This window comes from Idiomarina aminovorans (assembly GCF_023155095.1).
Classification (GTDB): domain Bacteria; phylum Pseudomonadota; class Gammaproteobacteria; order Enterobacterales; family Alteromonadaceae; genus Idiomarina; species Idiomarina aminovorans.
Window position 1 is genome coordinate 121253 of the sequence record NZ_JAKNDA010000005.1, and the last position, 22186, is coordinate 143438.

The 22186-nt window shown below is 46.4% G+C and carries 21 protein-coding genes, 1 other RNA gene and 2 pseudogenes; 8 read left to right on the plus strand and 16 right to left on the minus strand.

The window, feature by feature from the left end:
• The first annotated feature begins 166 nt into the window (after positions 1 to 166).
• Complete coding sequence (locus tag L8G48_RS10385) at positions 167 to 865, plus strand: DUF3108 domain-containing protein (RefSeq protein ID WP_248264537.1); 699 nt, start codon at positions 167 to 169, stop codon at positions 863 to 865.
• Between the two features lie 28 nt (positions 866 to 893).
• On the opposite strand, the gene purN is transcribed toward L8G48_RS10385, so the two are convergent.
• Both purN and purM read right to left on the minus strand, forming a co-directional pair.
• A complete protein-coding gene (gene purN, locus L8G48_RS10390; protein ID WP_248264538.1) occupies positions 894 to 1532 on the minus strand; it encodes a phosphoribosylglycinamide formyltransferase in 639 nt (212 codons plus the stop codon).
• Entirely contained in the window at positions 1532 to 2587 is a 1056-nt protein-coding gene (gene purM / locus L8G48_RS10395; protein ID WP_248264539.1) for a phosphoribosylformylglycinamidine cyclo-ligase, read from the minus strand. Before purM ends, purN begins: the two co-directional genes overlap by 1 nt.
• 190 nt (positions 2588 to 2777) lie before the next feature.
• Here purM and L8G48_RS10400 point away from each other — a divergent pair, with 190 nt between their 5' ends.
• From L8G48_RS10400 to ssrA, 3 genes are all read left to right on the plus strand, one after another.
• On the plus strand, positions 2778 to 3896 hold the full coding sequence (locus L8G48_RS10400) for an NADH:flavin oxidoreductase (RefSeq protein WP_248264540.1): 1119 nt from the start codon (positions 2778 to 2780) through the stop codon (positions 3894 to 3896).
• Between the two features lie 35 nt (positions 3897 to 3931).
• Positions 3932 to 4585 (plus strand): isoprenoid biosynthesis glyoxalase ElbB, encoded by a 654-nt coding sequence (gene elbB, locus L8G48_RS10405; protein ID WP_248264541.1) that lies wholly within the window; start codon positions 3932 to 3934, stop codon positions 4583 to 4585.
• A gap of 103 nt (positions 4586 to 4688) precedes the next feature.
• Positions 4689 to 5047: a transfer-messenger RNA gene (ssrA, locus tag L8G48_RS10410) on the plus strand.
• Between the two features lie 95 nt (positions 5048 to 5142).
• Here ssrA and L8G48_RS10415 read toward each other — a convergent pair.
• The 3 genes from L8G48_RS10415 to L8G48_RS10425 form a co-directional block, all read right to left on the minus strand.
• Positions 5143 to 5655: an ATP-binding protein gene (locus tag L8G48_RS10415; protein ID WP_248264542.1), complete on the minus strand. Its 513-nt coding sequence runs from the start codon at positions 5653 to 5655 to the stop codon at positions 5143 to 5145.
• Positions 5656 to 5667: 12 nt separating this feature from the next.
• Positions 5668 to 6885, minus strand: a complete 1218-nt coding sequence (istA, locus tag L8G48_RS10420) for an IS21 family transposase (RefSeq protein WP_248264543.1) — start codon at positions 6883 to 6885, stop codon at positions 5668 to 5670.
• 138 nt (positions 6886 to 7023) lie between these two features.
• Positions 7024 to 7311: a hypothetical protein gene (locus L8G48_RS10425; protein WP_248264544.1), complete on the minus strand. Its 288-nt coding sequence runs from the start codon at positions 7309 to 7311 to the stop codon at positions 7024 to 7026.
• Between the two features lie 200 nt (positions 7312 to 7511).
• Here L8G48_RS10425 and L8G48_RS10430 point away from each other — a divergent pair, with 200 nt between their 5' ends.
• A complete protein-coding gene (locus L8G48_RS10430) occupies positions 7512 to 7820 on the plus strand; it encodes a helix-turn-helix transcriptional regulator (RefSeq protein WP_248264545.1) in 309 nt (102 codons plus the stop codon).
• 20 nt (positions 7821 to 7840) lie between these two features.
• Here the strand turns inward: L8G48_RS10430 and L8G48_RS10435 are convergent.
• Positions 7841 to 8962 (minus strand): annotated as a pseudogene (locus L8G48_RS10435) (ISAs1 family transposase).
• Between the two features lie 134 nt (positions 8963 to 9096).
• Here L8G48_RS10435 and L8G48_RS10440 point away from each other — a divergent pair.
• Complete coding sequence (locus L8G48_RS10440; RefSeq protein WP_248264546.1) at positions 9097 to 9795, plus strand: helix-turn-helix transcriptional regulator; 699 nt, start codon at positions 9097 to 9099, stop codon at positions 9793 to 9795.
• A gap of 35 nt (positions 9796 to 9830) precedes the next feature.
• On the opposite strand, the gene L8G48_RS10445 is transcribed toward L8G48_RS10440, so the two are convergent.
• Positions 9831 to 10541: a hypothetical protein gene (locus L8G48_RS10445; RefSeq protein ID WP_248264547.1), complete on the minus strand. Its 711-nt coding sequence runs from the start codon at positions 10539 to 10541 to the stop codon at positions 9831 to 9833.
• A gap of 225 nt (positions 10542 to 10766) precedes the next feature.
• On the opposite strand from L8G48_RS10445, the gene L8G48_RS10450 reads away from it, so the two are divergent.
• On the plus strand, positions 10767 to 11147 hold the full coding sequence (locus L8G48_RS10450; RefSeq protein ID WP_248264548.1) for a hypothetical protein: 381 nt from the start codon (positions 10767 to 10769) through the stop codon (positions 11145 to 11147).
• A gap of 87 nt (positions 11148 to 11234) precedes the next feature.
• Here the strand turns inward: L8G48_RS10450 and L8G48_RS10455 are convergent, their stop codons facing one another.
• From L8G48_RS10455 to L8G48_RS10465, 3 genes are all read right to left on the minus strand, one after another.
• On the minus strand, positions 11235 to 11636 hold the full coding sequence (locus L8G48_RS10455) for a hypothetical protein (RefSeq protein WP_248264549.1): 402 nt from the start codon (positions 11634 to 11636) through the stop codon (positions 11235 to 11237).
• Positions 11637 to 11781: 145 nt separating this feature from the next.
• Positions 11782 to 11913, minus strand: a complete 132-nt coding sequence (locus L8G48_RS10460) for a M48 metallopeptidase family protein (protein WP_248264550.1) — start codon at positions 11911 to 11913, stop codon at positions 11782 to 11784.
• A 143-nt stretch (positions 11914 to 12056) separates the two neighbouring features.
• Positions 12057 to 12818 carry an IS5 family transposase gene (locus L8G48_RS10465; protein WP_248263312.1) on the minus strand — a complete coding sequence of 254 codons (762 nt, stop codon included), beginning with the start codon at positions 12816 to 12818 and terminating at the stop codon, positions 12057 to 12059.
• Between the two features lie 422 nt (positions 12819 to 13240).
• Here L8G48_RS10465 and L8G48_RS10470 point away from each other — a divergent pair, with 422 nt between their 5' ends.
• Positions 13241 to 13540, plus strand: a complete 300-nt coding sequence (locus L8G48_RS10470; protein ID WP_248264551.1) for a hypothetical protein — start codon at positions 13241 to 13243, stop codon at positions 13538 to 13540.
• 185 nt (positions 13541 to 13725) lie between these two features.
• Here L8G48_RS10470 and L8G48_RS10475 read toward each other — a convergent pair whose 3' ends face one another.
• From L8G48_RS10475 to L8G48_RS10495, 6 genes and pseudogenes are all read right to left on the minus strand, one after another.
• A complete protein-coding gene (locus tag L8G48_RS10475; RefSeq protein WP_248264552.1) occupies positions 13726 to 15738 on the minus strand; it encodes an AAA family ATPase in 2013 nt (670 codons plus the stop codon).
• Positions 15739 to 16013: 275 nt separating this feature from the next.
• A pseudogene (locus L8G48_RS13640) lies at positions 16014 to 16100 on the minus strand (DarT ssDNA thymidine ADP-ribosyltransferase family protein); the annotation flags it as partial.
• Between the two features lie 67 nt (positions 16101 to 16167).
• Entirely contained in the window at positions 16168 to 16944 is a 777-nt protein-coding gene (locus L8G48_RS10480; protein WP_348983655.1) for a DUF3037 domain-containing protein, read from the minus strand.
• 135 nt (positions 16945 to 17079) lie between these two features.
• Positions 17080 to 18084, minus strand: coding sequence for a YecA family protein (locus L8G48_RS10485; protein ID WP_248264553.1), 1005 nt, complete (start codon positions 18082 to 18084; stop codon positions 17080 to 17082).
• 30 nt (positions 18085 to 18114) lie between these two features.
• Positions 18115 to 18897, minus strand: a complete 783-nt coding sequence (locus L8G48_RS10490; RefSeq protein ID WP_248264554.1) for a M48 family metallopeptidase — start codon at positions 18895 to 18897, stop codon at positions 18115 to 18117.
• Between the two features lie 3 nt (positions 18898 to 18900).
• Complete coding sequence (locus L8G48_RS10495; protein ID WP_248264555.1) at positions 18901 to 22182, minus strand: type I restriction endonuclease subunit R; 3282 nt, start codon at positions 22180 to 22182, stop codon at positions 18901 to 18903.
• Positions 22183 to 22186 lie beyond the last annotated feature (4 nt).

Sequence of the window (22186 nt, forward strand, 5' to 3'; positions counted from 1 at the left end):
TACCACGTAAGTTAGATCAACAAGCGATTATTTTCAAGCAAAAATTGAACGGGCGTTTGAATTTTGTTGTCAATATAAACGTCCAGTAGTCAATAACAGTGGAGAAGTAACAGTGAAAAGGATAGCTCATTGCTTGTCATTAAGCGTTGTGGTTTGCAGCATGATAATGAGTTCCGCTAGCGCTGATGGTCACCCCAACGCCGAACAAACAATCGAACAGTCAATGAAACCTTATCGGGCTAACTATGTGATCACTCGCGATGATAGTGATTATGGGAAAGGGTATCGCATTCTGGAAAAATCGCCTGAAGACGCGTGGCAATTGCGTACTAAATCCGATATTTCCTGGTTTATTTTGTCTGACACCCGTGAAGCGCGTTCGGTCTTTATTGTTGATAAAGAAAATAGCCGGTTGGAGCCACGCGAATTTACTTACATGAGAACCGGCACCGGATCAGATAAGTCGTTTCATGGTGAGTTCATAGCGGACTCGAAAAAAGTTCGCAATATAGATACGGGCCGTATGCTGGATGTTAACTGGAAAGCGGCCTTGTTTGACGAAGCCAATGTGACAGAGCAACTGCGTATTGATTTGGCGAAAGGTGCTGAGAGTTTCGAGTATCGCGTTGTTAATGAAAAAGGCGAGGAAGACGAGTACCGCTTTAAAGTTTTAGCTAAAGAACAGCAGCTGTCTTTGCCTTATGGTGACGTTGAAGCCATTAAAGTAGGGCGTATTCGCGATAATAACCGACGCCAGACCTTTTTCTGGTTCGCGCCGGAGATCAACTACGTGATGGTTCAAATGCAGCAATTTAAAGAAGGCGACGAGCAAGCAACCATGTCGCTGAAAAAATTGTCGATGTAATGGGTTTATGTAGATACCATCTACGTCGTCAATCGTTGGCGTAGCCCTGTGAGCCTAACACCTCACCATCCAGAGTAACCCGGGCGCCTTGCAATTTAAGGCGCTCCTGACAGAACCAGTTAATCACCATAGGGTAAATACGATGCTCTTGTTCGTGCACGCGGGCCTGCACATCTTCTACGGTGTCGCCGTCAAAAATAGGCACTTTGGCCTGCAATGCGACAGGGCCGCCATCCAATTCTTCCGTCACAAAATGTACGCTGACGCCATGTTCTGTGTCACCTGCGTCGAGTGCGCGCTGATGTGTATTCACACCTTTATACTTTGGCAGCAAAGACGGGTGAATATTAAACATACGGCCTTCATAGTGGCGTGTAAGCTCGCCGGTCAGAATGCGCATAAAGCCGGCCAGAACCACTAAGTCAGGCTGATAACTGTCAATCAGCGACTTCAACTTGGTGTCGTAAGCTTCACGCGAGTCAAACTCTTTGTGACTCAGCACTTCGGTATCAATGCCTTTAGCGGCTGCTTTCTCTAAGCCTTTAGCCGAAGCCTTGTTAGAAATGACCGCAACTACTTTACCGGCTACTTTACCATCTTCGCAGGCCTGTTGAATGGCCTGCATATTACTGCCGGTGCCTGAAATTAGTACAACAATACGTTTCATTAGTGAGTCTCGTCGGCCAGAATGTCGACTTGCTCTTCACCTTCAGCGGCGTTAGCTATGCGGCCAATTTTCCAGGCGTTTTCACCGGTGTCTGTCAGAATTTTAATGACTTTATCCGCTTGCTCGTTAGGGACAGCAAGCACCATACCCACGCCGCAGTTAAAGGTTCGGTACATTTCTTTCATGCTGACGTTACCGTTTTCTTTTAACCAGTCAAAAATTACCGGCCAGTCCCAGCTATTGCCGTCGATAACCGCTTTGCTGCCTTTGGGCAGAACGCGTGGAATGTTTTCCCAGAAGCCACCACCGGTAATATGCGACAGCGCATGCACAGGAACGTGTTTAATCAGCTCAAGCACTGACTTCACATAAATGCGGGTAGGCTCTAATAAGTGATCAGCTAAGGTTTTACCTTGAAGATGAGACTCTAAGTCGGCACCGCTCACTTCAATAATTTTACGGATAAGCGAGTAACCGTTTGAGTGAGGGCCGCTGGAAGCCAGAGCAATCAGAGCATCGCCGTCGGCGACTTTGGTGCCGTCAATAATTTCAGACTTCTCAACAACACCGGTACAAAAACCGGCTAAGTCGTAATCGCCAGCTTCGTACATGCCCGGCATTTCTGCGGTTTCACCACCAATAAGTGCACAACCGGATTGCTCACAGCCGTCACCGATACCGGCGACAACATCGGCCGCTACGTCAATGTCCAGTTTGCCTGTGGCGTAATAGTCTAGGAAGAACAGAGGTTCAGCGCCTTGCACAATAAGGTCGTTAACGCACATAGCTACCAAGTCGATACCCACACCGCGATGGCGTTTAAGGTCGATGGCTAAGCGCAGCTTAGTGCCAACACCGTCAGTACCGGATACCAGAACCGGTTGTTTATAACCCGCCGGAATTTCACACAGAGCACCAAAGCCACCAATGTTACCCATGACTTCGGGGCGGTGCGTGCGTTTGGTAACACCTTTAATACGTTCAACCAATGCATTACCAGCGTCAATATCGACGCCCGCGTCTTTGTAGCTTAAAGAAGGTTTTTTATCGCTCACAGAATATTCCCGACTGGCAAAATTTGCGCGCAAGTTTAACACGGTTCGTGGTACAAAAGGTAGACTGCAGCCAGAGGTTATTCCCTCAGGAGGTGCATTTCATTTAGCGAAAAAGTGAACAATTGCCCTTGAATTCTGCGTAAAAATGCTCAAGGTCGTATAACAATACCAAGTGACAAAGGAATTCCGTATGAGTTCAGCATTTGATGATTTTGAATTAAAAGGCCATAAACTGAAAAACCGTTTTGCTGTTGCCCCAATGACGCGAACCAGCGCCGATAAAAAAGGCAAGCCAACCGAGTTAATGGGTGAGTATTACGAACGTTTTGCGAAAGGTGGCTGGAGCATGATCATCAGCGAAGGGGTTTATACCGACGGGCAGGCAAGCCAGGGTTATGAAAATCAGCCCGGTATAGTCGATGCGCCGCAAACCGATGCCTGGAAAGAAATTGTTGAGCGAGTACACAAGCATGACTGTAAGTTTATTGCGCAGTTGATGCACGCGGGGGCTCAGTTTCAGCATAATGAATACACTGAAATACCAATTGGTCCCAGCGAAATTAAGCCCAAGGGAAAGCCGCTAGATTTGTACGGTAAAACCGACGGTTGGGCTGAAGTAAAGGCTATGGATGAAACCGACTTTGATGCGGTTATGAACGGTTTTGTTGGTGCTGTGAACCGTGCGAAAGAAGCTGGTTTTGACGGCGTAGAACTGCACGCCGCGAACGGTTATTTACTGAATGAATTCTTAAGTGACTACTTTAACCAACGTCCTGACGAGTGGGGCGGCGGTATGGCAAAACGCATGCATTTTCTGGAACTGGTGGTTAAAGCTGCGAAATCGGCTGCCGGTAAGGACTTTATTGTTGGCGTTCGTTTAAGCCAAATTACGGTAACTGACCCTGATTATCAGTGGCCGGAGGGTGAAGACGCCATGATAAAACTGGTTAAGGCGATGAAAAAAGCGGGTGTGGACTACATTCACACAACCGACACCGACGTAATGCGTAAACCATTTAAAGGCGGCAGCAATAAAACACTGGGGGATATTGTACAAGAATTCACAGATGTTCCGTTGATTGTGAATGGTAGTATTAACGAACAGAATTACGAACACGTAGCCGGGCATTACCCGAATGCTTTACTGGCAATGGCGAAAACGGCATTGGCAAATCCTGACTTCCCGGTTCGTATCAAGTCATTTGATGAAATCCGCCAGCTGGACTTTTCTATGCTGCAACCCGTGGCGACACTTGAGAACGAGTGGAAGTGGCGCGATGAGCATGATGCCCATATTGAAATTGAGTAAGTTTAGATAAGCGTAGCAAGCAGGAGGTTTCTGCTATGAAAAAAGTAGCGGTTGTATTATCCGGCTCTGGTGTTTTTGACGGAGCCGAAGTTAACGAAACAGTATTAACGCTGTTACATCTGGCAAAACAAGGCGTTAGTTATGAGTGCTTTGCGCCGGATATAGAACAAATGCACACTATAAATCACTTGAAAGGTGAGGAAAGTGGTGACAAGCGCAATGTGCTGGAAGAAGCGGCTCGTATTACCCGCGGTGATGTAAAACCTTTAACCGACCTGGATGCTGCAGAGTTTGACGCACTGATTCTGCCGGGTGGCTTTGGCGTGGCTAAAAACTTCTGTGACTTTGCTGTCAAAGGCGCCAATATGACGGTCAACGAGCAGGTATTGAAAGTAGGTAAAGCTTTTGTCGACGCTAAGAAACCGGCTGGCTACCTGTGTATCTCCCCGGTATTATTGCCGCATATTTACGGCGAAGGCGTTAAAGTGACTATTGGTACCGACGGTGAAGTGGCCGGTGCCATTAACAAAATGGGTGGTGAGCACGTAAACTGCGGTGTACGTGACATTGTGGTTGATGATAAACATAAGTTAGTCACCACGCCTGCTTATATGTTGGCTGAAAATTTACCGGATGCGGAACAAGGCATTCGCAAATTAGTTGAAAAAGTTTTGTATATGGCGGCGTAACATTTAACGTAAAGCCGAATAAATAACCGCTTGAGTGCGGGACTTATAGCACTTAAGCGGTGTCTGAGTTATAATATAAAGCATTACGTAAGTAATAACCTTTGGGGCTGATCTGGATTCGACGGGATACACGAAACCCAAGGTGCATGCCGAGGTGAGGCAGGCCTCGTAAAAAGCCTCAACCTAATAGTTGCAAACGACGACAACTACGCTCTAGCGGCTTAATAACCCGCTAAGCCCATCCCCCGGCGCTTTGTCTGCGAGACCGGACCAGGATGGCTCAACCTAATGTAGACTCGCGTGGAGGCTTTGTCCGGAGCTGAAGCGTTAAAACCAATCGGACTCGTCAGTTGTGAAGCCTGTCAGTCGGCGTCACACTGATTAACTAAATGACTGACTAAGCATGTAGGACCGAGGATGTAGGTATTGCGGACGCGGGTTCAACTCCCGCCAGCTCCACCAATTCCTTAAAAAAGGGATGTCTCACGACATCCCCTTTTTTCTTTCCATTCCAGGGGTAACAAGGCTTTCAGCCGACTTTATGATCCCAGCTTTTCCTAAGAAAATTGCCAGCAGCCTGAGTTTTTAGTATTCCTGTTTGTATTCCAAGCAATTTGGCATACAATCTTTGGAATACAACGAAGGGAGACCAGCATCAGTCGTGACAGCCGGTAATACTTCACGCTATAGCCTTTCAGGATAGCGGTATGTGCTAAGGCACAGGCGATGTAAGTTTTGCCGCTTCCGCAGGGGCCTGTTACTAACAGATTCTGATGTTTCATTACCCAGTCGCAGCTCAATAAGCCCGCTATCATGGATTTATTCAGACCTCTGGGGTGTTCGTAGTTAATATCCTGAGCGTTCGCGGCAATTTTCAACATGGCGGCTTTAAGCAGTCGTGTCTGCTTTCGCTGCTCTCTTGCCTGCTGCTCACTGTCAACCAGCAACTGCAGTCGTTCATCGAACGACAATCCCTGATAGGTGCCGGGCTGCTCCTGTTGGGGAGCAACGGCCTGCGCCATGCCCTGCAGTTTCATTTCTCTGAGTTGGGTTACGGTATGTTGGCTCATGGTTTTGTCCTTTTAGTGGAATCTTTTAGGGCCACGGATGTTTTCGTGGGTTTGTGGCAGAGCCGGGGTCGGCCCGTCGTCATTAAGCAGTTTGTCCTGATTGCTTTTGAGGATGGCTTTAACCTGCTTCAGGCGATAGAGGCTGTGCTGGTTAGCAACAGCGCAGGCGCCGTTGACTCGGGTGGCCGGATAGTCACGGGTCAGGTTCAGTAACCCCAGACAGGCCCGGTACGCCTGTTGCTCATGAGCTTTACTATCGAGCAGACAGGCCACCCATTGTGACGTATGCTCACCAATATCTTTCGCCCAGTTCAGTAGTCGTGCCCGCGACCACTTTTGGTGTTTTTCGTGCTGAACCGGCATATGCTCCGGCACGGTCGTCATTCTCCGTGCATGTTTTCTGACATGAGAGGCAACACGCTGATTGTGGAAGTAGAGTGTAATGAGGTTATCAGTGGCGTGTAACTCCAGTCGCTCTCCCACCAGGTGGTGCGGTGCCGAGTAAAGATACTCGCCGTATTGCACGTGATAATCGATGTTCAGCTTCACCGGTTTAACATCGGTATAGCAATACGCCTCCCGCGGCAGTGCCATCAGTGCGGGCTTATCGATGGACTCGAACCACTCCCGGCGACAACCTTTAAACTGTTTGAACGGGCGGTTATTGACGCTTTCCAGGAGGGCTTTGATGCACTGGTTCAGCTCAGCCAGTGAGAAGAAGCTGTGATGCCGCAGGCGGGCTAAGATCCAACGCTCGATAACCTGAACGCCCACTTCCGCTTTGGATTTGTCCTGCGGTTTACGGGGCCTTGCCGGCATGATGGCACAGCCGTAATGACTGCCCAGCTGTTGGTAAGAGGGATTGAGATCGGGATCGTACCGACACGGGCTGGTGACACCGCTTTTTAAATTATCGGGTACGATAAGCCTGGGAACGCCCCCGAAGAAGCTCAGTGCCCGGGCATGACTGTTTAACCAGTCCGGCAGCTCCAGACGCGCAGACGAACGGGTATCTGCTTTGGGGTAAAAATGCCGGGCCAATTCCGTATCATTCATCTGGCAGATCTGCTCCCAGTTGACGCCGGTTTGTTCAGCCTGGGTGCTGATTTTCTGAATAGCTCCGACACTTATTCTTAAGCTGCTCCGAACTTGCCGGATAGATAACCCGGCCTGTAGACGCAACCGTAAAATTTCACGAAGTTTACGCATTGATATTCTCTTTCTAGACATAACCGAGTCCGCTTCTTTGGGAGGAAGCTGACAGGTTATCAGTGGTTATTATCAACGCGGGAAAGTCATTCTGGAATTATGTGAACACCGATTCCGGAAATGACCTCAAAAGTGTTCACTTTAGGCCGGAATGGCTGTTCATTTAAAATCAGAATTGGTGTTCAGATTTGGGCAGAATACGCCGACATAGGCAGGAATAACATCCGAAGGTGAATCTTTTATTCCGATTGCAGGGGCATTTGTTGGCGGCACGACTTCCGATATCCAAACCGGCCGGGCACCGTAATTGTCGCTTAATAGACTGATGCTGAGGTTTGAGGCAGCGCTGCTTATTTCGATGAGTCCGGGATTAAGTAAATAGCCGTTCAAACCAGTTTGGTTTTTTGATGGTGACCTTTTTACTGCCGCAAAAGGGGCAGCGTTCAATTCGATTCTTTGACATTAGGCCATCACTGGGTGGCTGTAACACACGAGACCACTGGCATTGTTGGCATGAAATTTTAAGAGGCTTTCGGCATATTGTCATAGTATCTCATTCATCTATTTGACTCGTAACAGATTAACGCTAAAGTGCGTCATTAGATGACGCGTAGGTTATCCCATCAAACATAAATAGGACGTAGGCAATGGCATCAAAAGGATCGCGACAAACATTGGTCAGGCAGTGGGAAATGCTAAAGTTACTGCCGACACGTCAACCTGGCATTACTGCACGGCAAATCACTCAACAGTTGAATGACGAAGATTTTGATGTTTCAAAGCGCCAGGTCGAACGCGATTTAGACTTGTTGTCGCAATCGTTTGCGATTGTCTGCAATGACAAGGGAAAGCCTTATGGCTGGCATTGGATGGAGGGTGTCAGTATCGACATTCCGGCAGTCTCTGCCGCCGAAGCACTGTCGCTGGCAATGGTCGAAAAGGTACTGAAGCCCTAGGGCAACCGCATGAATGCTTATTAATTGACCATCCTGCTAAACCCTGCTGTTAAAACAGCCTCCAGGTAGCTGGCTTTCATCCAGGCCCGTTTTTGCTTAGCCGGGATGCTGCCTTTTGATGACTCAGCACGCAGCATATTCAATGCTAAGTGGCGCAGCATCGACCAGTTTTCAGCTCCGTGGTTCTGGTGTATCTGGCAATCGTCTTCACCCATGCTCACGTCCAGTACCCAGTGCAGACTGTTTTCTACAGCCCAGTGTGAACGTACCGCTTCGGCCAGTTGCTGCTCAGTCAGTGTTGCTGAGCTGATGTGGTAACGTTATGTCAGTTTAGGTGCTTTCCCTCTCTGCTGACGAAAGCTCATGCTCATTCCTAGGGTTTTTAATTCTGGCCATCCAGGAAACGCTTTACTGACGACTTCTGCGCTCAGCACATGGTAGATACGAGCGTCTATGCGGCCATGCTTTTGTTCGAAGCTTAAGCCGCCAAGTGGCGCTTTGCGTGCTTCAGAAAAGGCATGTTCCACCGCCTTGAAGAGTTTGCCGTGGTTTCTTTTGAGCGTAAACAGATAATCACCACCTTGCTCCACAATTTCCTCTGCGATACGAGTCTGGCAGCCCATGGCGTCAATCGATACCAAGGTATCCTGGATATCAAGTAACTGAATAAGCTCAGGGATCGCCGTGATTTCGTTTGATTTTTCTGAGGTCTTTATCTGACCAAGCACGACTTGATTGGCACACGCAAACGCATTGACCATGTGTATCGTTGATTGGCGGTCGCCCCGCTGGTATGAGCTTCGCAGTGTTTTACCGTCAATCGCAATCATTTGTCCTTCGGTGCTTTCATGGACCGCCTGCATCCAGTTGATAAAGCAGGCTCTGAACTGTTCCGGGTCAATCCGCGAAATGGTACGGGCAATGGTATCATCGACTGGCACGCCTTCGCGTAAGTAACCATGCTGTTGAAACCAGTCAATGTGGCCATCGGCATAATCGCGGATCTCGCTCCAGCCCTCGGCTCCGGCGACAACACCACATAAAGTAATAAACAGAATATCCTCAAGAGGATAGGTTACTTTTGCTGACTGACGTGTATCGGCTAAATCGCCAAAGTGCGTGGTGAAGGCTTCGATATACATGGTTTCACTCTCCGTAAAAGAGAGTATAAGATCACGACTAAGCCGGATCGTCAAATGGATCGTTTACTAACCACTTAAGTGGTTAAGAAACGTTCACGATCTTGCCCTGACTGAAGCCCCTGGTGCCGACAACCGTGCTTAAATCGATCGCGCCCCGGCTAAATCAAGCGAAAGATAAGCTATTCAAACTGCAACAACAGACCAATCTGGCCAGCTGGCAAGAAAAGGTGGCCTATGTGCCCGCGACATTGCAGCAGCATGCGCCAGAGATAAATCAAGATATATTAGATTCAGTTCAGATAGCATTACTGCGCAATCGTTGTCTTACGGTTACCTATAAACCGGTCGCACACCCAAAGCAGAAGCATTACATTTTACACCCGCTCGCGTTGGTACAACGCGGTGTTAGTATCTATCTGGTTGCCCGAGTCGATCCCTATAATGACGTGTTGCTGTTTGTGATTCACAGAATGACCACGGCTAAGCTACTTGAAGAGAAAATAGCAACAGCACCAAACGGCTTTAAGCTCTCTAGGTACCTGAATCAAGGAGCATTGCAGTTTTCTGACGGTAACGTATTTAATTTACAAGCCTATATTAATAATGATCTGGCCGGGCATTTAGAGGAAACTCCTATTAGTCTTGATCAAGAAGTGGCTCGAAAAGCATCAAGTAATCTACTGACAGCAACCGTGGTTGACTCATGGCAGTTGCGTTGGTGGATTTTATCTCAGGGTGATAAAATTGAGGTTATTAAACCTACCGAACTGCGAACAGAGATCCAGGCAAGCTTGCAAAACGCATTGAAAAACTATCAACGCGCTAGTCGATAGCATTCAATTAAGAGTGGCTACCAGTTTGCTATTTTCTATACCTGAACACCAACAGCATTTAGGTAGTTGCGTAACAACTGTTGGTTAGAATGAACGCTATAAAAACTAAGGTGCGGTAAGCCCAGAACGACCACCTGTTGTCCTTCCTCTTGATATTTAAAGGCTTTTAAACGCCAGTTCGAGTAGTTTGACTTCCAGGTTGGGGTAAGTTGCCAGGTTAAATTATGGCGCTTTCGTCGCAGCACCTCTGAATAGGCAGAGCCACTATTACCGTTACCAATGGCAACAATAAGCCGGGGGCGAACCACAGACAATGCAACTTCATGTATAGGCCAGCATAAGTCTGCTGCCTGTCGATGATTTACCGTTTTAGCACTGTGACTTTGGAAAAAAATAAGGTTCGAAGCACATACCTGTTCAAGCTTAAAGCCTAATAAATCAATAAAGCTGATTACGCCCCGTTGATAGCGAGTCTGCTTTTCAACATCCCGGTTTACAAGGCTACCATTATTACTTGTACCTGCCCGGTGCTGCCAAACATCTTTATAAAAGCTCTGCTCTCGCTCAAAGCAACGATCAAGCTCTTCAATTATTGGTTGCCCGCTGTCCCCACCTGGGTTGTAACCTAACAGGTAGATATCCCCCTTTTTAAAAGCATCAGATTTACTGTAAAAAATCCCGCCGTTTTTATTAGCGTGGCTTCCCAATTGCTCTCGGCAGAATTGTGCAAGTTGTTGCAATGTCATGAAATCTTCCTTAAATTATTTATTACGGTATTTTCCTGCTGGCAAATATACGTCATATTTTTCGATAGAGTAAGCAAGTTTCATTAAACATAGTATGAAAATTGGTGCGACATATAGTGTCGCACCAATTCACTACCATTATCTCATGAGCTTAGTTACCGGCGAAGAAGAACGAGCAAGCCTCGCATCTCGCATTAAGCGGGTCTGTTAACAAGAGGGCAATAAATGACGAATATTGGAGTGTTCTGGTGTTTTCAGGGACAAGTATTTGGCGAACCAACTAGCTTAGATGAAGCATCACAAGCCGTCAGTGGTTTATTAGATTCTATAGCGACTCATGTGGAAGTATGGGATGAGCACAATCAATTCAGAGTAGTTGATCCGATACTCGGCCAATATGATTATCAGGAAGTGCCGCGAGGTCGGGTTTTATACCAAGTTAACAAGCAGCGTGTTTTAGTTTATTTAGATAGAACGTTAATGACAAAATCGATAAAAGTAGCCATTGCAGACTACTTTGGCTTTGTTGCAAAGCAGGCTGACTGGAAAAGCGATTTGCATTATACGACCGACTCTACGGCACTGAGTAAACTATTAGACGATTAAATAATTACTCATATATCAGGGGTATTTTCTTCATACAGTTCCCGTAAGGTTTTACCCTGATAAGTAAAAAACTCAAATAAATCCTCGTTATCTTGTAGCTCGCGAGTTAAGTAACGTGTCAGGACTGCTTTTTACCTCTGGCGAGTGAATTGAAATACGACGATGCTTGATATATAAAATTTCAGGCGGTGATTCGATGGCCCTATAACTATCGATGAGCTGATGAAGGTAATAAGCTACGTCGCGCTGAAACGTCTCTACATGGTCATGGTAATAACCCGTCAACCGATACTCAGCATAAAGTGATGAGCTGTTAGCAAAGCTATATTCGATAATCCCTTCAAGCCCGTCGAGCTTGTCAGAAAATTGCCTGGATAAGAGATGAAGACGATATTCTAGCCAGTCCCATCCTGGATTGGATAATTTTTTGGTTGGATTACAACTATCCATTTGATTTTGGCTACTGTCACTTACTTTCTTTTGTATCATAAAACACCTGTGTTAAGACTAAGTTGAGCCTACAGCTAATGCTGAAAACTATAAGAGTTAGCTCAATACAGACGTGTTATATGAGTTTAGAAGCCTCATTGTTGCTAAGGTAAATAGAATATAGTGAATCGCCACTAGTTCTTATTCACCCAATAAAAATCCGCCCAGCCAGCTGATCCGTAACACGCTCCCAATTCGGCATAACCTGTCCCATCAGCCGATAAAACCGCTCGCTGTGGTTGTGCTCGGCTATGTGGCAAAGCTCGTGCAGTATCACGTAGTCTACTTTGACAGAAGAGGCTTCTAAATCATACTAAAGCGTCTGTACTAAGCCATTTCACAAAGTACAGGTGTTATATGAATCAACCTGGTATAGCGAAAAATACTAGGGCGTGTTGATCTTTCCTGTACATATTTTGTTCAGCAATACATCGGTAGCCACATCAATGAAAATGCCAGTGACACCATACTGGCATAATTTCTCGCTAACTTTTCATACCTGGTTGATATTGAACGATAATGTTTTATTCGTGCGAACGCATTTTCAACTAAATGCCTATATTTATACAGGCACCAATCGACACTGCATTTGTCTATATCCTGGCCATAATTACGTTTGGGTATGACTGAAGTCCCTCCTTTGACTTCAACATATTTCCTCAATGCGTCACTATCGTATCCTTTGTCGCCTACGAAAATGTTTACTTCCCTCAAATGGTCTACCAGACTTTGAGCCCGAGCTATGTCATTTCTCTGGCCTTCTGATAGTTCAAAATAAATAGGAAGGCCGCCACTATCCACGACTAAATGAATTTTTGTAGAGTTACCACCTCGGCTCTTTCCAATGCACTCATTATCCACGGTAGCCGCTCCGGTACTATGCTGATGAGCTTTAACAATAGAGCCGTCAGCAAAGACCCAATCGTAATCAGATAGTTTTGCTAACTCATTGAATAACATATTTAATAAACCTTTCTTCGACCACAAATTGAACCGGCGATAAACCGCGCTCCAATCACCAAATTCCGATGGCAAGTCACGCCACGGAATTCCGGTTCTCAGCCGGAATAATATCCCTTCAAACGTCATTCTGTGTTCTGTTTTATTGTAAATGCGGCCTGTGCTCTTCATTACTTGAAGTAGCTTTTTCCACCGCTTATCAGTTAGCATTAGTCTCGGCATGGTATTGAGTTGTTAGTTTATTTTTGGCGAAACAAATTATAACTCTTTACCATGCCGCTCAAAAACTAATCGCGAAAGATCAACACGCCTTAGCAACGCTGTTGCTCCAACATTCGTCTGCCAATTTCCGAATCCCGCTCGATTATGGTTACAGTCACAGCTCGATGCGTTAGCTCACCAATTTTACGATGTTATAGACGGTTTAGAGGGGATCATTTGCTATGACTACTCGCAACCGGACGTGTTGTGTGAAGAATACCGACTCTCAGGCTATAGCGCGCGGCAAATAGAGAACTTTCAACACGAAGTGGGATACTACCTGCATCAGATTATTGATAGCTACCGTGATATTGAGTTACCTCCCAGCCTTCTTTTTATAAAAGATCATCGCATTACCATTCAAGCACCTAGAAAATGGAGGAATGATGCTCGCATTATTAAAGCCTGAGGTTTATTTCCCGGATGTGGGATTAAAAATGGGAGACATCATTATTTTCACCGAGACAGGTGAGCAAGTACAGATTTCTTCCACAGGAGACTCACTGATCGTTCAGCTTATTGACAGGGAGAGGGGACCGAGGACAGAGCTGTTCGGGCTAAGTATTGTTGTCAAACGACATCTCGGCAGAGAATTACGGGACGATGAAGATCTTTTCGAGTTTTTTACGTATGAAGGTAAGACTCTTCGACAGATGTTCGAAGAGCAAAACCCACTAGCTTAAGAATATTATTAATTGTCTAATAATCGAGCTAGATGCTCGGGATGCGTCGTGTAATGCAGAGCACTTTACGACGCATCCCATCCACGGACTGAATAGGATCGCTTGAAACGACCCGCTCATCAAATACCCCTTACCGCCCCCCCCTAAAAAATCCCGATAATTTCCATCTCAAACTCGCTTCGTTCTTAGCACACGTGTTTTAATAGCTGTTTAGTGTGAATTGTGCTGTAAGAAATTTGAAAACAGTCAATATTCTCCTCAAATTTGCACTTGCGTATGGCTTGGATGACCTGTTGTGCAGTTGCCGTGCAATGATCCTCAATGAGGGGAGTATTGAATCCATTAGCTTTCGCCCACTCATCAACATGTTTTCTGATTTTCAGTGCGTCCCAAAGTTTCATTTCAACTGAGTAGTCGACGGCATTCTCGATCATGGGGTATTCCGCTAAATTGGGTGCTGAACCCAGCGTTAAAATAACGGGGGCGTCAGATGATTTAATGCAATCTGCGAGCATCTGAAGGGTATTGTGCGGTGACGGCATAATACGAGATATCGCTGTTAGTACATAGTCGATATTATCGATGACTAACAATTGCTTTGTCTCGACTGAACGAGTGAACATGTCCAGTAATTTATATTCGAATGCATCAGCCCAATGATCAATGATTGTGGAGGCTGAGTAAAACAGAATACTACCGTTGCATTGGTGGCATAGATAGCGAGCTAAAGCGGTTTTTCCGCTGCCGCTTACACCATTGATTAGTAGCTTCACATCCTCCCCATCTGAGCACAGCTGTTCGAGCTTTACTTTAGATATCGGTGATTCAACCGGTGTATTTGTTAGGTTAAAGTCTCCTAGCTCCGGGCTGTTTACCTTAGGCAATTGCGGCTGCGTCATTTTAATGATTTTTTCAGCCGGTATTTGTGGGCAAGAAAAGCGCTCTGTTAAAAGGCTAAGTTGTGAGATCATAGCGGGCGTAAGATCATCGGCATAAGCTAATGATTTTATAACCTCATGTTTGCCCCCCATGTTTGGCAGAGCTTCTTCTAACAGCGCAATACGGGAGTAATAATCTGGCTCGGGCATGTTTATGACGTAGTCAAACCGACGCAGAAATGAAGGTTCAAAGTCTCTTGTACTGTTACAGATCCAATAAGAAGTAACGTGCCGCTGCTCTAGTAGTTGATTTATCCAAGCCTTGCGAACCTCGTCTAATAAGCCGTGTCTGAGAACATCCTCAACTTCATCAAAGAGTATTTGGTAGTTGTCGGCACCTTGTAACATTAAACTTATCCGTTCAAACTCAGTTAAGCGGTAGGTACTCGTATCGCGGTTATGGTCAGGCTTAGTCACCGGAACCTCGACTAGTCCAATGTCTGCGTATTCTGCCAAAGCCTTTACCAGTTCCGTCTTACCGGTTCCTGGTCGTCCTATGAATAAGACTTGTGTTGGAGGGCATGCGCCGCTGGATGTCTGTTCTACACAGTGTTTTAGTAAGGTCAATTCATCTTTTAGGTAACTGAACTGATCGAGTCTGACCTTGGCAGGGTCTACGAAATGAAGCACCCCGGCTAAAATGTTATCGTTTAAAGACTGGCACTGGTGGATCCGTTCGGATATCTCTTTGCTCATCCGAAACATTTGGTCATCATATTGCTCTGGCGACTGAGTGATTTTCATTTTACCCAAGCGAGGGTTTTCCTTTATGACTCGTTCGATGGTCACTACATCTACACCAATGATTTTACCCAGTAACAAGATATCGTCGAATTCTTCGAAATAACGGTAGACAGAATTAAGCATAACCTCAAGTAGCCGCGAGTTGCAGCACAAATAGGAAAAGGCAACACAGCGATATTCGTCCTCCGACAAGTTAAGCCGATGCTGCAATGCACGCACTCCTAATACCTCTGGGGTTCGGGTGCGCCAATCGGTATTGTCATGACTAAACGCAACGATATTTTCTAATAAATTATCGGGCAGTTCATACAGCTTAGCTATCTGACTTAAGCGAGCTGCAAGGTCTCTCCGATTGTCGTGTGTGGTGATTAAGGTAAGACTGCGAGCCAGCCAAAAAAATGTAAGAGGAAGCCATTTAACCTCAAATAGTTCAACGTTGCTTTTTTCAAGCTTAAGCGGTAGTTTCGGTAAATCAGGGCTACTGGCAGTTAATTGGATGTTAGTTCGTTGTTTCATAGTTACCTTACGTTGTTGAATTACTAGTAAGGTAAGAATAGGTTCTGGTTGCGACATCTCATGTCGCTGTTAAGCGCAAATCGCTTCGTCAAAGTTTTCTAAAGCAAACGCTACTTATTTAAGTGCAATAATGTTTACCTACTTGATTGTAAATATTAGCTAAGGCCGAGTATGCATGACAGTCAGTATAAACATCGCTTAATCCAGCCTGATGAACGTCGTGTAAGCTAGAAACGAGTATTACAATTTCTTCGTTATTGCGTTTAATCACGCCGCTACGGCCCTTTTTTTGTGTTGTAGAGCATTGGTGAGAAGGGTGTTAAATAAAACGGAACGTAATCACTGAGTGTTCCCCCCGGTGTTACCGGGACTTTGCTGAACTCGAGCTATAGGGGCTTGTAGCCCCTATTTTTTGATCCGGGCTTTGAATTATGCGTTATTAGCAAAATTCAAAATTTTTGAAGAATTATTGGCGTTGGCGACAATTATTTCTCTCTGAGAAGCGATGTTAACGGCTTCAAAATACGCCTCTTCAAACCCCTTGTCTGTTGGTTTTTCTACTGCCAGCATCATGTTGTGAGGCAACACTATCTGCTCATGTTGTAAGCGAGTGAGTCTATCTATCCACTGAGCGGCATGTTCATAGGCTGCTAATGGCGTTTTTCGCTCAAAAGCAAGAGGCCGTATTACTCTTGTACTGTTAGCACTTTTCTTAACGAATGGCAGCTTGAACTCACCGAGCTTTGTTTCGAGTACTTGAGCCTTAAAGTCTTTTACATTTTCACGTTTCAACAGTTGGCGAATGTTTTGCTCTATTATGCTTTCGCGATACTTTTCGCTAAGGAAGCTTCTTTCGACATAATGCTCGTACAAGTCGATGAGCTTATCGTCAATGTTATTAACTACTGCAGTGCTAACTCCCCCAAAAAAGATCACGCCTTCTCTGTGCCGGGTCAGTTCCTGAAATAACGCAGCGGTAGCTTTTCCTGGCTTGTCTATAGCGAATTCTTTTAGGCGGTTAAGTTCGGCCTCTAAAAGCTGTAATGCGCTGCCGAACAGCTTGCCATCTAGGTCTTCAAAGAATTGATTAACACGACCAAAATGCTTACGTGCAAGTTTGAAATTAATTTTGCCGGTATCTGGAGCACAAACGACTACTCCAACGTTACCAAATTCTTGGGTTTCAGCGAACGGCATAAAGCGCACAGTGGCATACATGCATAACGTATTCATTATATCCGCTCCCAGAAGTTATCTTCGTATATTAGTCTTAATGTTAACCGAATCTGTTCCATAAAATCATCTGTTAGATTTTACTCTCCTGTTAACGGGAGCGTTACCTTATCCAATCCTGAATTCAAACGTCTCATGCATTAACCGTAAGCAGGTCACTTGGGGCGCAACTCGTTTACCATCAACAAATCGCCTGAGGTCAACCATGACAAAACCAAAAAATTGCAGAAAGCGCTTAATAAACCGTGATTCGATGAGGCTCGCAAACTTGTCTTTCTCAGAGAAAAATTCTTCCCCATCGAGCGCATTGAGCAAATCAGGGAATGCCTGGATCGTTTCGTCAACAAGCGGAACGAGTGATTCGTGATGCTGAAGTCGCCACAACATAAACAGCCAAAATTGCTGTAGTGGAATATCGTCTTCCCATCCGTCCATGTAACCCCAGTTATATTTGTAAATGGCGGTTTCTAACATGAGTGGGAAAAATGATTCCAGGCCGGTTTGTTGATATTGGCGTTTAGCCCAGGCAGAAACGTGAAACTTCTTATTTTTTAGCTTAAAGATACCCGCTATTTCAGTAAGAATACGGCAGTAATGCAGTGCGTTGAATTTGTCCTCGTTAATGCCCGAAAATTCACTGATACTGATGGCCCGTTCGAACGGCGCAACCGCAAACTCGGGTAAAAAGGTGCTGGCTTCTTTAACCAGTGCTGCAGGGAGATTGCCCTTGGCGGTTGCTTTAATCTGCCCACCGTTAGCTAGTGCTGTCTCCAACATCAGTTCTAAATAACGCATGACTGGGCTGGTACTTAAATCGGATGGGATGTTTATCTTAACGCCTTGTAAATCTGAAAATGGCGCATAAAGCCAATTATTCATTTGTGCTGGCGTGAGACCACAAAAGTCTTTTTGCGGGGCGTTATTAATCTTATCGGATTGGTGTGCGGCAATAACATTGAGCTCGTCTACCGAGAGATCAGGATTCATCGTTAACATCTGCTCAATGCTATCAACGAGCTCAGAGTGTTGCTTACCGACACTGTTCATGCAGCAACGCTTGTATTTTTTGCCACTGCCGCACGGGCAGGGATCGTTGCGACCTATTTTTTTCACTACCTTACACCTTGATAAAGTTGATTTTCCTTACCCATTAAAAATCCGCCCAGCCATCTGATCCAACCGACCTTTAACGACCTCCCAATTCGGCATAACCTGTCCCATTAAACGGTAAAATCGCTCACTGTGGTTGTGCTCGGCTATGTGACACAGCTCGTGCAGTATCACGTAGTCGATGCACTCGCGAGGTGCTTTTACCAGAAGTGGATTTAGGGTAATTCGTCCGTTCGGTGAGCAGCTGCCCCATTGGGTTTGCATGGTCAGTGTTCGAAGAGGAGGGCGCTTATCAACCCATAATGCTTGCTCTAAAACGGCGTCTAAACGCTTGTGGAAGACCTCTTTGGCCCTGACCTTATACCATGCTTCCATTGCGGCTTTTACGCGTTCTGGCGTGTATTCACGAACGTTAACTTCGAGTTGCCCTCGTAACAGCTTAACACCGGCAGCCTGGTCGGGTTTAATCAGCACTTTTAGCACATATTGCTTGCCCAGGTAATAATGGCTCTCACCACTGACATAACGTCGAGGGGTAATGTGCGTTAGTTGCTTGCGAAACTCCCGCAGTTGCTGGTGAATCCAGCGAGCCCGCTTTTTGGCCGCACGCAGAACTTCTTCATCGCTGCTATCAATCGGCGCTGCGATTTTCACAGAGCAATCAGGTAACACCTTGATTTTAATTTTTCGCTGAGGGCTTTTAGCGGCAACGCGTTCAAACTCAATCAGCTCGTCGGCGTAATAAAAGCCAGGTTTTTCTCCATACGGCTGACGTTCTTCACTCACCTGATCAGAAAAACGTATCGCAACATTCATGGCTTAATGACCCAATTGCCCAACACGAACGACCTGGACGACGGCTTCAACAATCTTCTTGGCCTGGTCTATACCACCGCCGACCGCTTTGCACTCCGCGAATAGTTTCGGCAGTAGCTTCTTGCGAATGTCGGCTTCAATGTTATTCGGGTTAATCGAGTTTTCTGCAACGGATTGACTGACAATATTATCAACGTCAAAGGCAATCCCTACCCATTTATCCTGTGACTGCTCGTCCATCACGGTAAAGGCCTCGGGCAGATGTTTTTTAAACACACCGTAATAGGCTTGAGCATGATGGTTTCCGGTTAACCGTTCAGGGATATCATCCAAGCGACGCTCTTGCACCTGCTCTTCAAATTCACGGAACAACATGTACTGTTTAAGCGGGTGGTCAAACAGCTTTTCCGCTTCCTCAATGGCTTCACGGAGCAGCTTAGAAAAGGCTTCTTGAGCGTAAGGGTCGTCACCCAGCTCTTGTTCAATCATCTTGGTCACACGGGTTTTGATGATGTCGGTTTCGTTGCGGGTCTTGTCCTCATTCCAATCTTCCGGTGCTTGCTTCTGACCCATTTTACCGACTTCGTATACGCCCTCGGAGTCACGCACTTCGACACCAACGACGTGTTTGTTCAGCAGCTTTTTCACTTCATGAGCGTATTCGTCGTAACTGATTCGCTCGCCGGAGTCTTGCTGCACGGTTTGGCGAAGGCTGGATAATTGTTTGACCGTTTCTTTGTATTTTCGACGGTCGTTATCGGTAAAGCTCTTATCGTCAAAGAAGGTTGCCGACTGCAATGCGACTTTAAGGCAGGTGGCAAAAGCCGTTAGTGCCTCGTAAAAATCTTCGCGGCGTTTTTGGTTTTTATCGACCATCTCACCGTTAATTTCTTCCATGCGGGGCAATAGGGCATGACGCAGCGCTTCGGTGTCTGATTTGTTCTTAACGCCGTCAAATATCGCCCACAGGTCTTTATAGAGCTGCGGTAGGCGTTTGTATTCGGTACTCATTTGCTGGTACAGGCCGTCGATATCATCGATGTCATAGCCGCCCTGAGTACGTGACGCCAGGTCCTGATAGTCCTGGATGGTGGTATCAAGCTCAGACAGAATGCCTCGATAATCAATCAGCAGGCCAAACTTCTTGTCTGGGTGCAGTCGGTTCACGCGGGCAATCGCTTGGATTAAATTATGACCTTTCAGCGGCTTGTCGATATAGAGCACCGCGTTTTTCGGCTCATCAAAGCCGGTTAGGAGCTTATCAACGACAATCAACAGCTTCAGCTTGGGGTCTTTATCAAACCGCTCAACCAGCTCCTTGGTGTAGTTCTGTTCATCAGCAGAGCCAATATGCTCCTTCCACCACTTGCTGACTTCCGGCATGGTTTTTTCATCAACGGAAGTATTGCCTTCGCGCGTATCGGGTGAGCTCATCACCACGGCGGATTCAAACAGGCCAACTTCGTCCAGGTATTTTTTGTACTTAATGGCCGAGGCTTTGCTATCGCAGCACAACTGGCCTTTTAAGCCTTCATCGATGTTGTTGTCGAAGTGATGAGCGATGTCATAGGCAATCAGCTGTATACGCTCGTCAGTGCCGTAGACTTGGCCCCGGCGGCTGAACTTCTTCTTTAAGTCACCCTTTTGCTCGTCACTTAAACCGTCGGTCATGCGCTCAAACCAGGCGTCGATGGCTCGTTCGTTGACATCCAGGTCGGGTATGCGCTCTTCGTAGAGCAGGGGGGTGACTGTTTTATCTTCGACCGCACGCTGCATGGTGTACGCGTGCACAATAGGGCCGAACTTGTTCGTGGTTTTGTCGTCTTTTAACAGTGGTGTGCCGGTAAAGGCCACAAAAGACGCATTCGGCAATGCCTGATTCATGCGAATGTTGTTTTCACCACCCTGACTACGGTGGCCTTCGTCAATCAGTACAATAATGTTGGGACTGTCGTTATGACACTCGGGCAGTTTGGTGGCCGAATTAAACTTTTGAATCAGCGTAAAGATAATGCGCTCGTTGCCTTTGCCAATTTGCTGCGCCAGGCGTTTACCAGAGGTGGCCATGGCCGCCTCTTTGTCTTTTTTGCCGGACAATTCGCCACCCGAGGCAAAGGTTTTGGAGAGCTGGTTTTCTAAATCGACGCGGTCGGTGACAACAATGACCCGGCATTGTTTCAGCTCTTCTTGAAGAATAAGTGCTTTGGATAAAAACACCATAGTGAAGGATTTTCCGGAGCCGGTGGTGTGCCAGATAACGCCACCTTCACGACCGCCTTTGCTATTGCGTTTCTGAATACGCTCAAGCAGACGTTTGATGGCAAACACTTGCTGATAACGACCAACGATCTTACCAATCTTTTTGTCGAAGATAGTGAAGTAGCGAACCATATCGAACAGACGCTGTTTAGATAGCAGGCTGATCAGTAGTTTGTCCTGCCCGGTAACCATCAACTCACCACCGGCAAGCAGGTTTTGATACCAGCTCAGGTCGCGGTTATCACGGTGGTCGAATAAATGTTGCAGGGTGGTATCATCCAGTGGTTTATTTTTTAACGCCAGCATTTCAGTATCGCTGATATTTTCTTCTTTCCAGGCAGCCCAAAACTTTTCCGGGGTCTCAACAGTGCCATAGCGCCCATCAATGCCATTAACCGATAGCAGCAGTTGTGAGTAGGCGAATAGGTGAGGGACTTCGTCAGGACGTTGATTACGCAAGCTCTGGGAAATGCCTTCGTTAATGGTCGGGCCTTTTTGTGCATTACCATCCGGGCGTTTGGCTTCAATAACGACCAGCGGCAAGCCATTTACAAAGCAAATCAAGTCAGGGCGACGGCTATCAAAGCCACCGGCACGGGTCACCGTGTACTCTTCGGTAAAGTGAAAATCGTTATTGTCGGTATTTTGCCAGTCGATGATGGAAACAGTCGGCGTGACCTTTTTACCCTCAACAAACTCGGTGACCGGAATGCCGTACATTAAATGGTTATAAATCGCTTCGTTGGCATGCTGGAGACCTTCATTCAGGGCAGGACTGCACAGATGCGATATGATGTTATCAATGGAATTATCGGACAGTGGATAGCTTTTCCCCGCATAGCTAAACGTACGGTTAGTCAGCACATCACGTAATACCTCTCGCAGCACCACACGGTCTTGCTTACCACCTCGAAGCGCCAGTGCTTCCTGTGGCGATAAGAATGTCCACCCCAAACCTGCTAATAGCGTCATTGCCGGTATTTTAGCGGCGTATTCTTCCTGAAATTTTGGGGCGTTTAGGTTCATTCTC

Bases quoted from the DNA above. Each gene is read 5' to 3' on its own strand.
- L8G48_RS10385 (WP_248264537.1), top strand. From the start codon at position 167: ATGAGTTCCGCTAGCGCTGATGGTCACCCCAACGCCGAACAAACAATC.
- purN (WP_248264538.1), bottom strand. From the start codon at position 1,532: ATGAAACGTATTGTTGTACTAATTTCAGGCACCGGCAGTAATATGCAG.
- L8G48_RS10400 (WP_248264540.1), top strand. From the start codon at position 2,778: ATGAGTTCAGCATTTGATGATTTTGAATTAAAAGGCCATAAACTGAAA.
- elbB (WP_248264541.1), top strand. From the start codon at position 3,932: ATGAAAAAAGTAGCGGTTGTATTATCCGGCTCTGGTGTTTTTGACGGA.
- L8G48_RS10415 (WP_248264542.1), bottom strand. From the start codon at position 5,655: ATGAGCCAACATACCGTAACCCAACTCAGAGAAATGAAACTGCAGGGC.
- istA (WP_248264543.1), bottom strand. From the start codon at position 6,885: ATGTCTAGAAAGAGAATATCAATGCGTAAACTTCGTGAAATTTTACGG.
- L8G48_RS10430 (WP_248264545.1), top strand. From the start codon at position 7,512: ATGGCATCAAAAGGATCGCGACAAACATTGGTCAGGCAGTGGGAAATG.
- L8G48_RS10445 (WP_248264547.1), bottom strand. From the start codon at position 10,541: ATGACATTGCAACAACTTGCACAATTCTGCCGAGAGCAATTGGGAAGC.
- L8G48_RS10450 (WP_248264548.1), top strand. From the start codon at position 10,767: ATGACGAATATTGGAGTGTTCTGGTGTTTTCAGGGACAAGTATTTGGC.
- L8G48_RS10455 (WP_248264549.1), bottom strand. From the start codon at position 11,636: ATGATACAAAAGAAAGTAAGTGACAGTAGCCAAAATCAAATGGATAGT.
- L8G48_RS10465 (WP_248263312.1), bottom strand. From the start codon at position 12,818: ATGCCGAGACTAATGCTAACTGATAAGCGGTGGAAAAAGCTACTTCAA.
- L8G48_RS10470 (WP_248264551.1), top strand. From the start codon at position 13,241: ATGATGCTCGCATTATTAAAGCCTGAGGTTTATTTCCCGGATGTGGGA.
- L8G48_RS10475 (WP_248264552.1), bottom strand. From the start codon at position 15,738: ATGAAACAACGAACTAACATCCAATTAACTGCCAGTAGCCCTGATTTA.
- L8G48_RS10490 (WP_248264554.1), bottom strand. From the start codon at position 18,897: ATGAATGTTGCGATACGTTTTTCTGATCAGGTGAGTGAAGAACGTCAG.
- L8G48_RS10495 (WP_248264555.1), bottom strand. From the start codon at position 22,182: ATGAACCTAAACGCCCCAAAATTTCAGGAAGAATACGCCGCTAAAATA.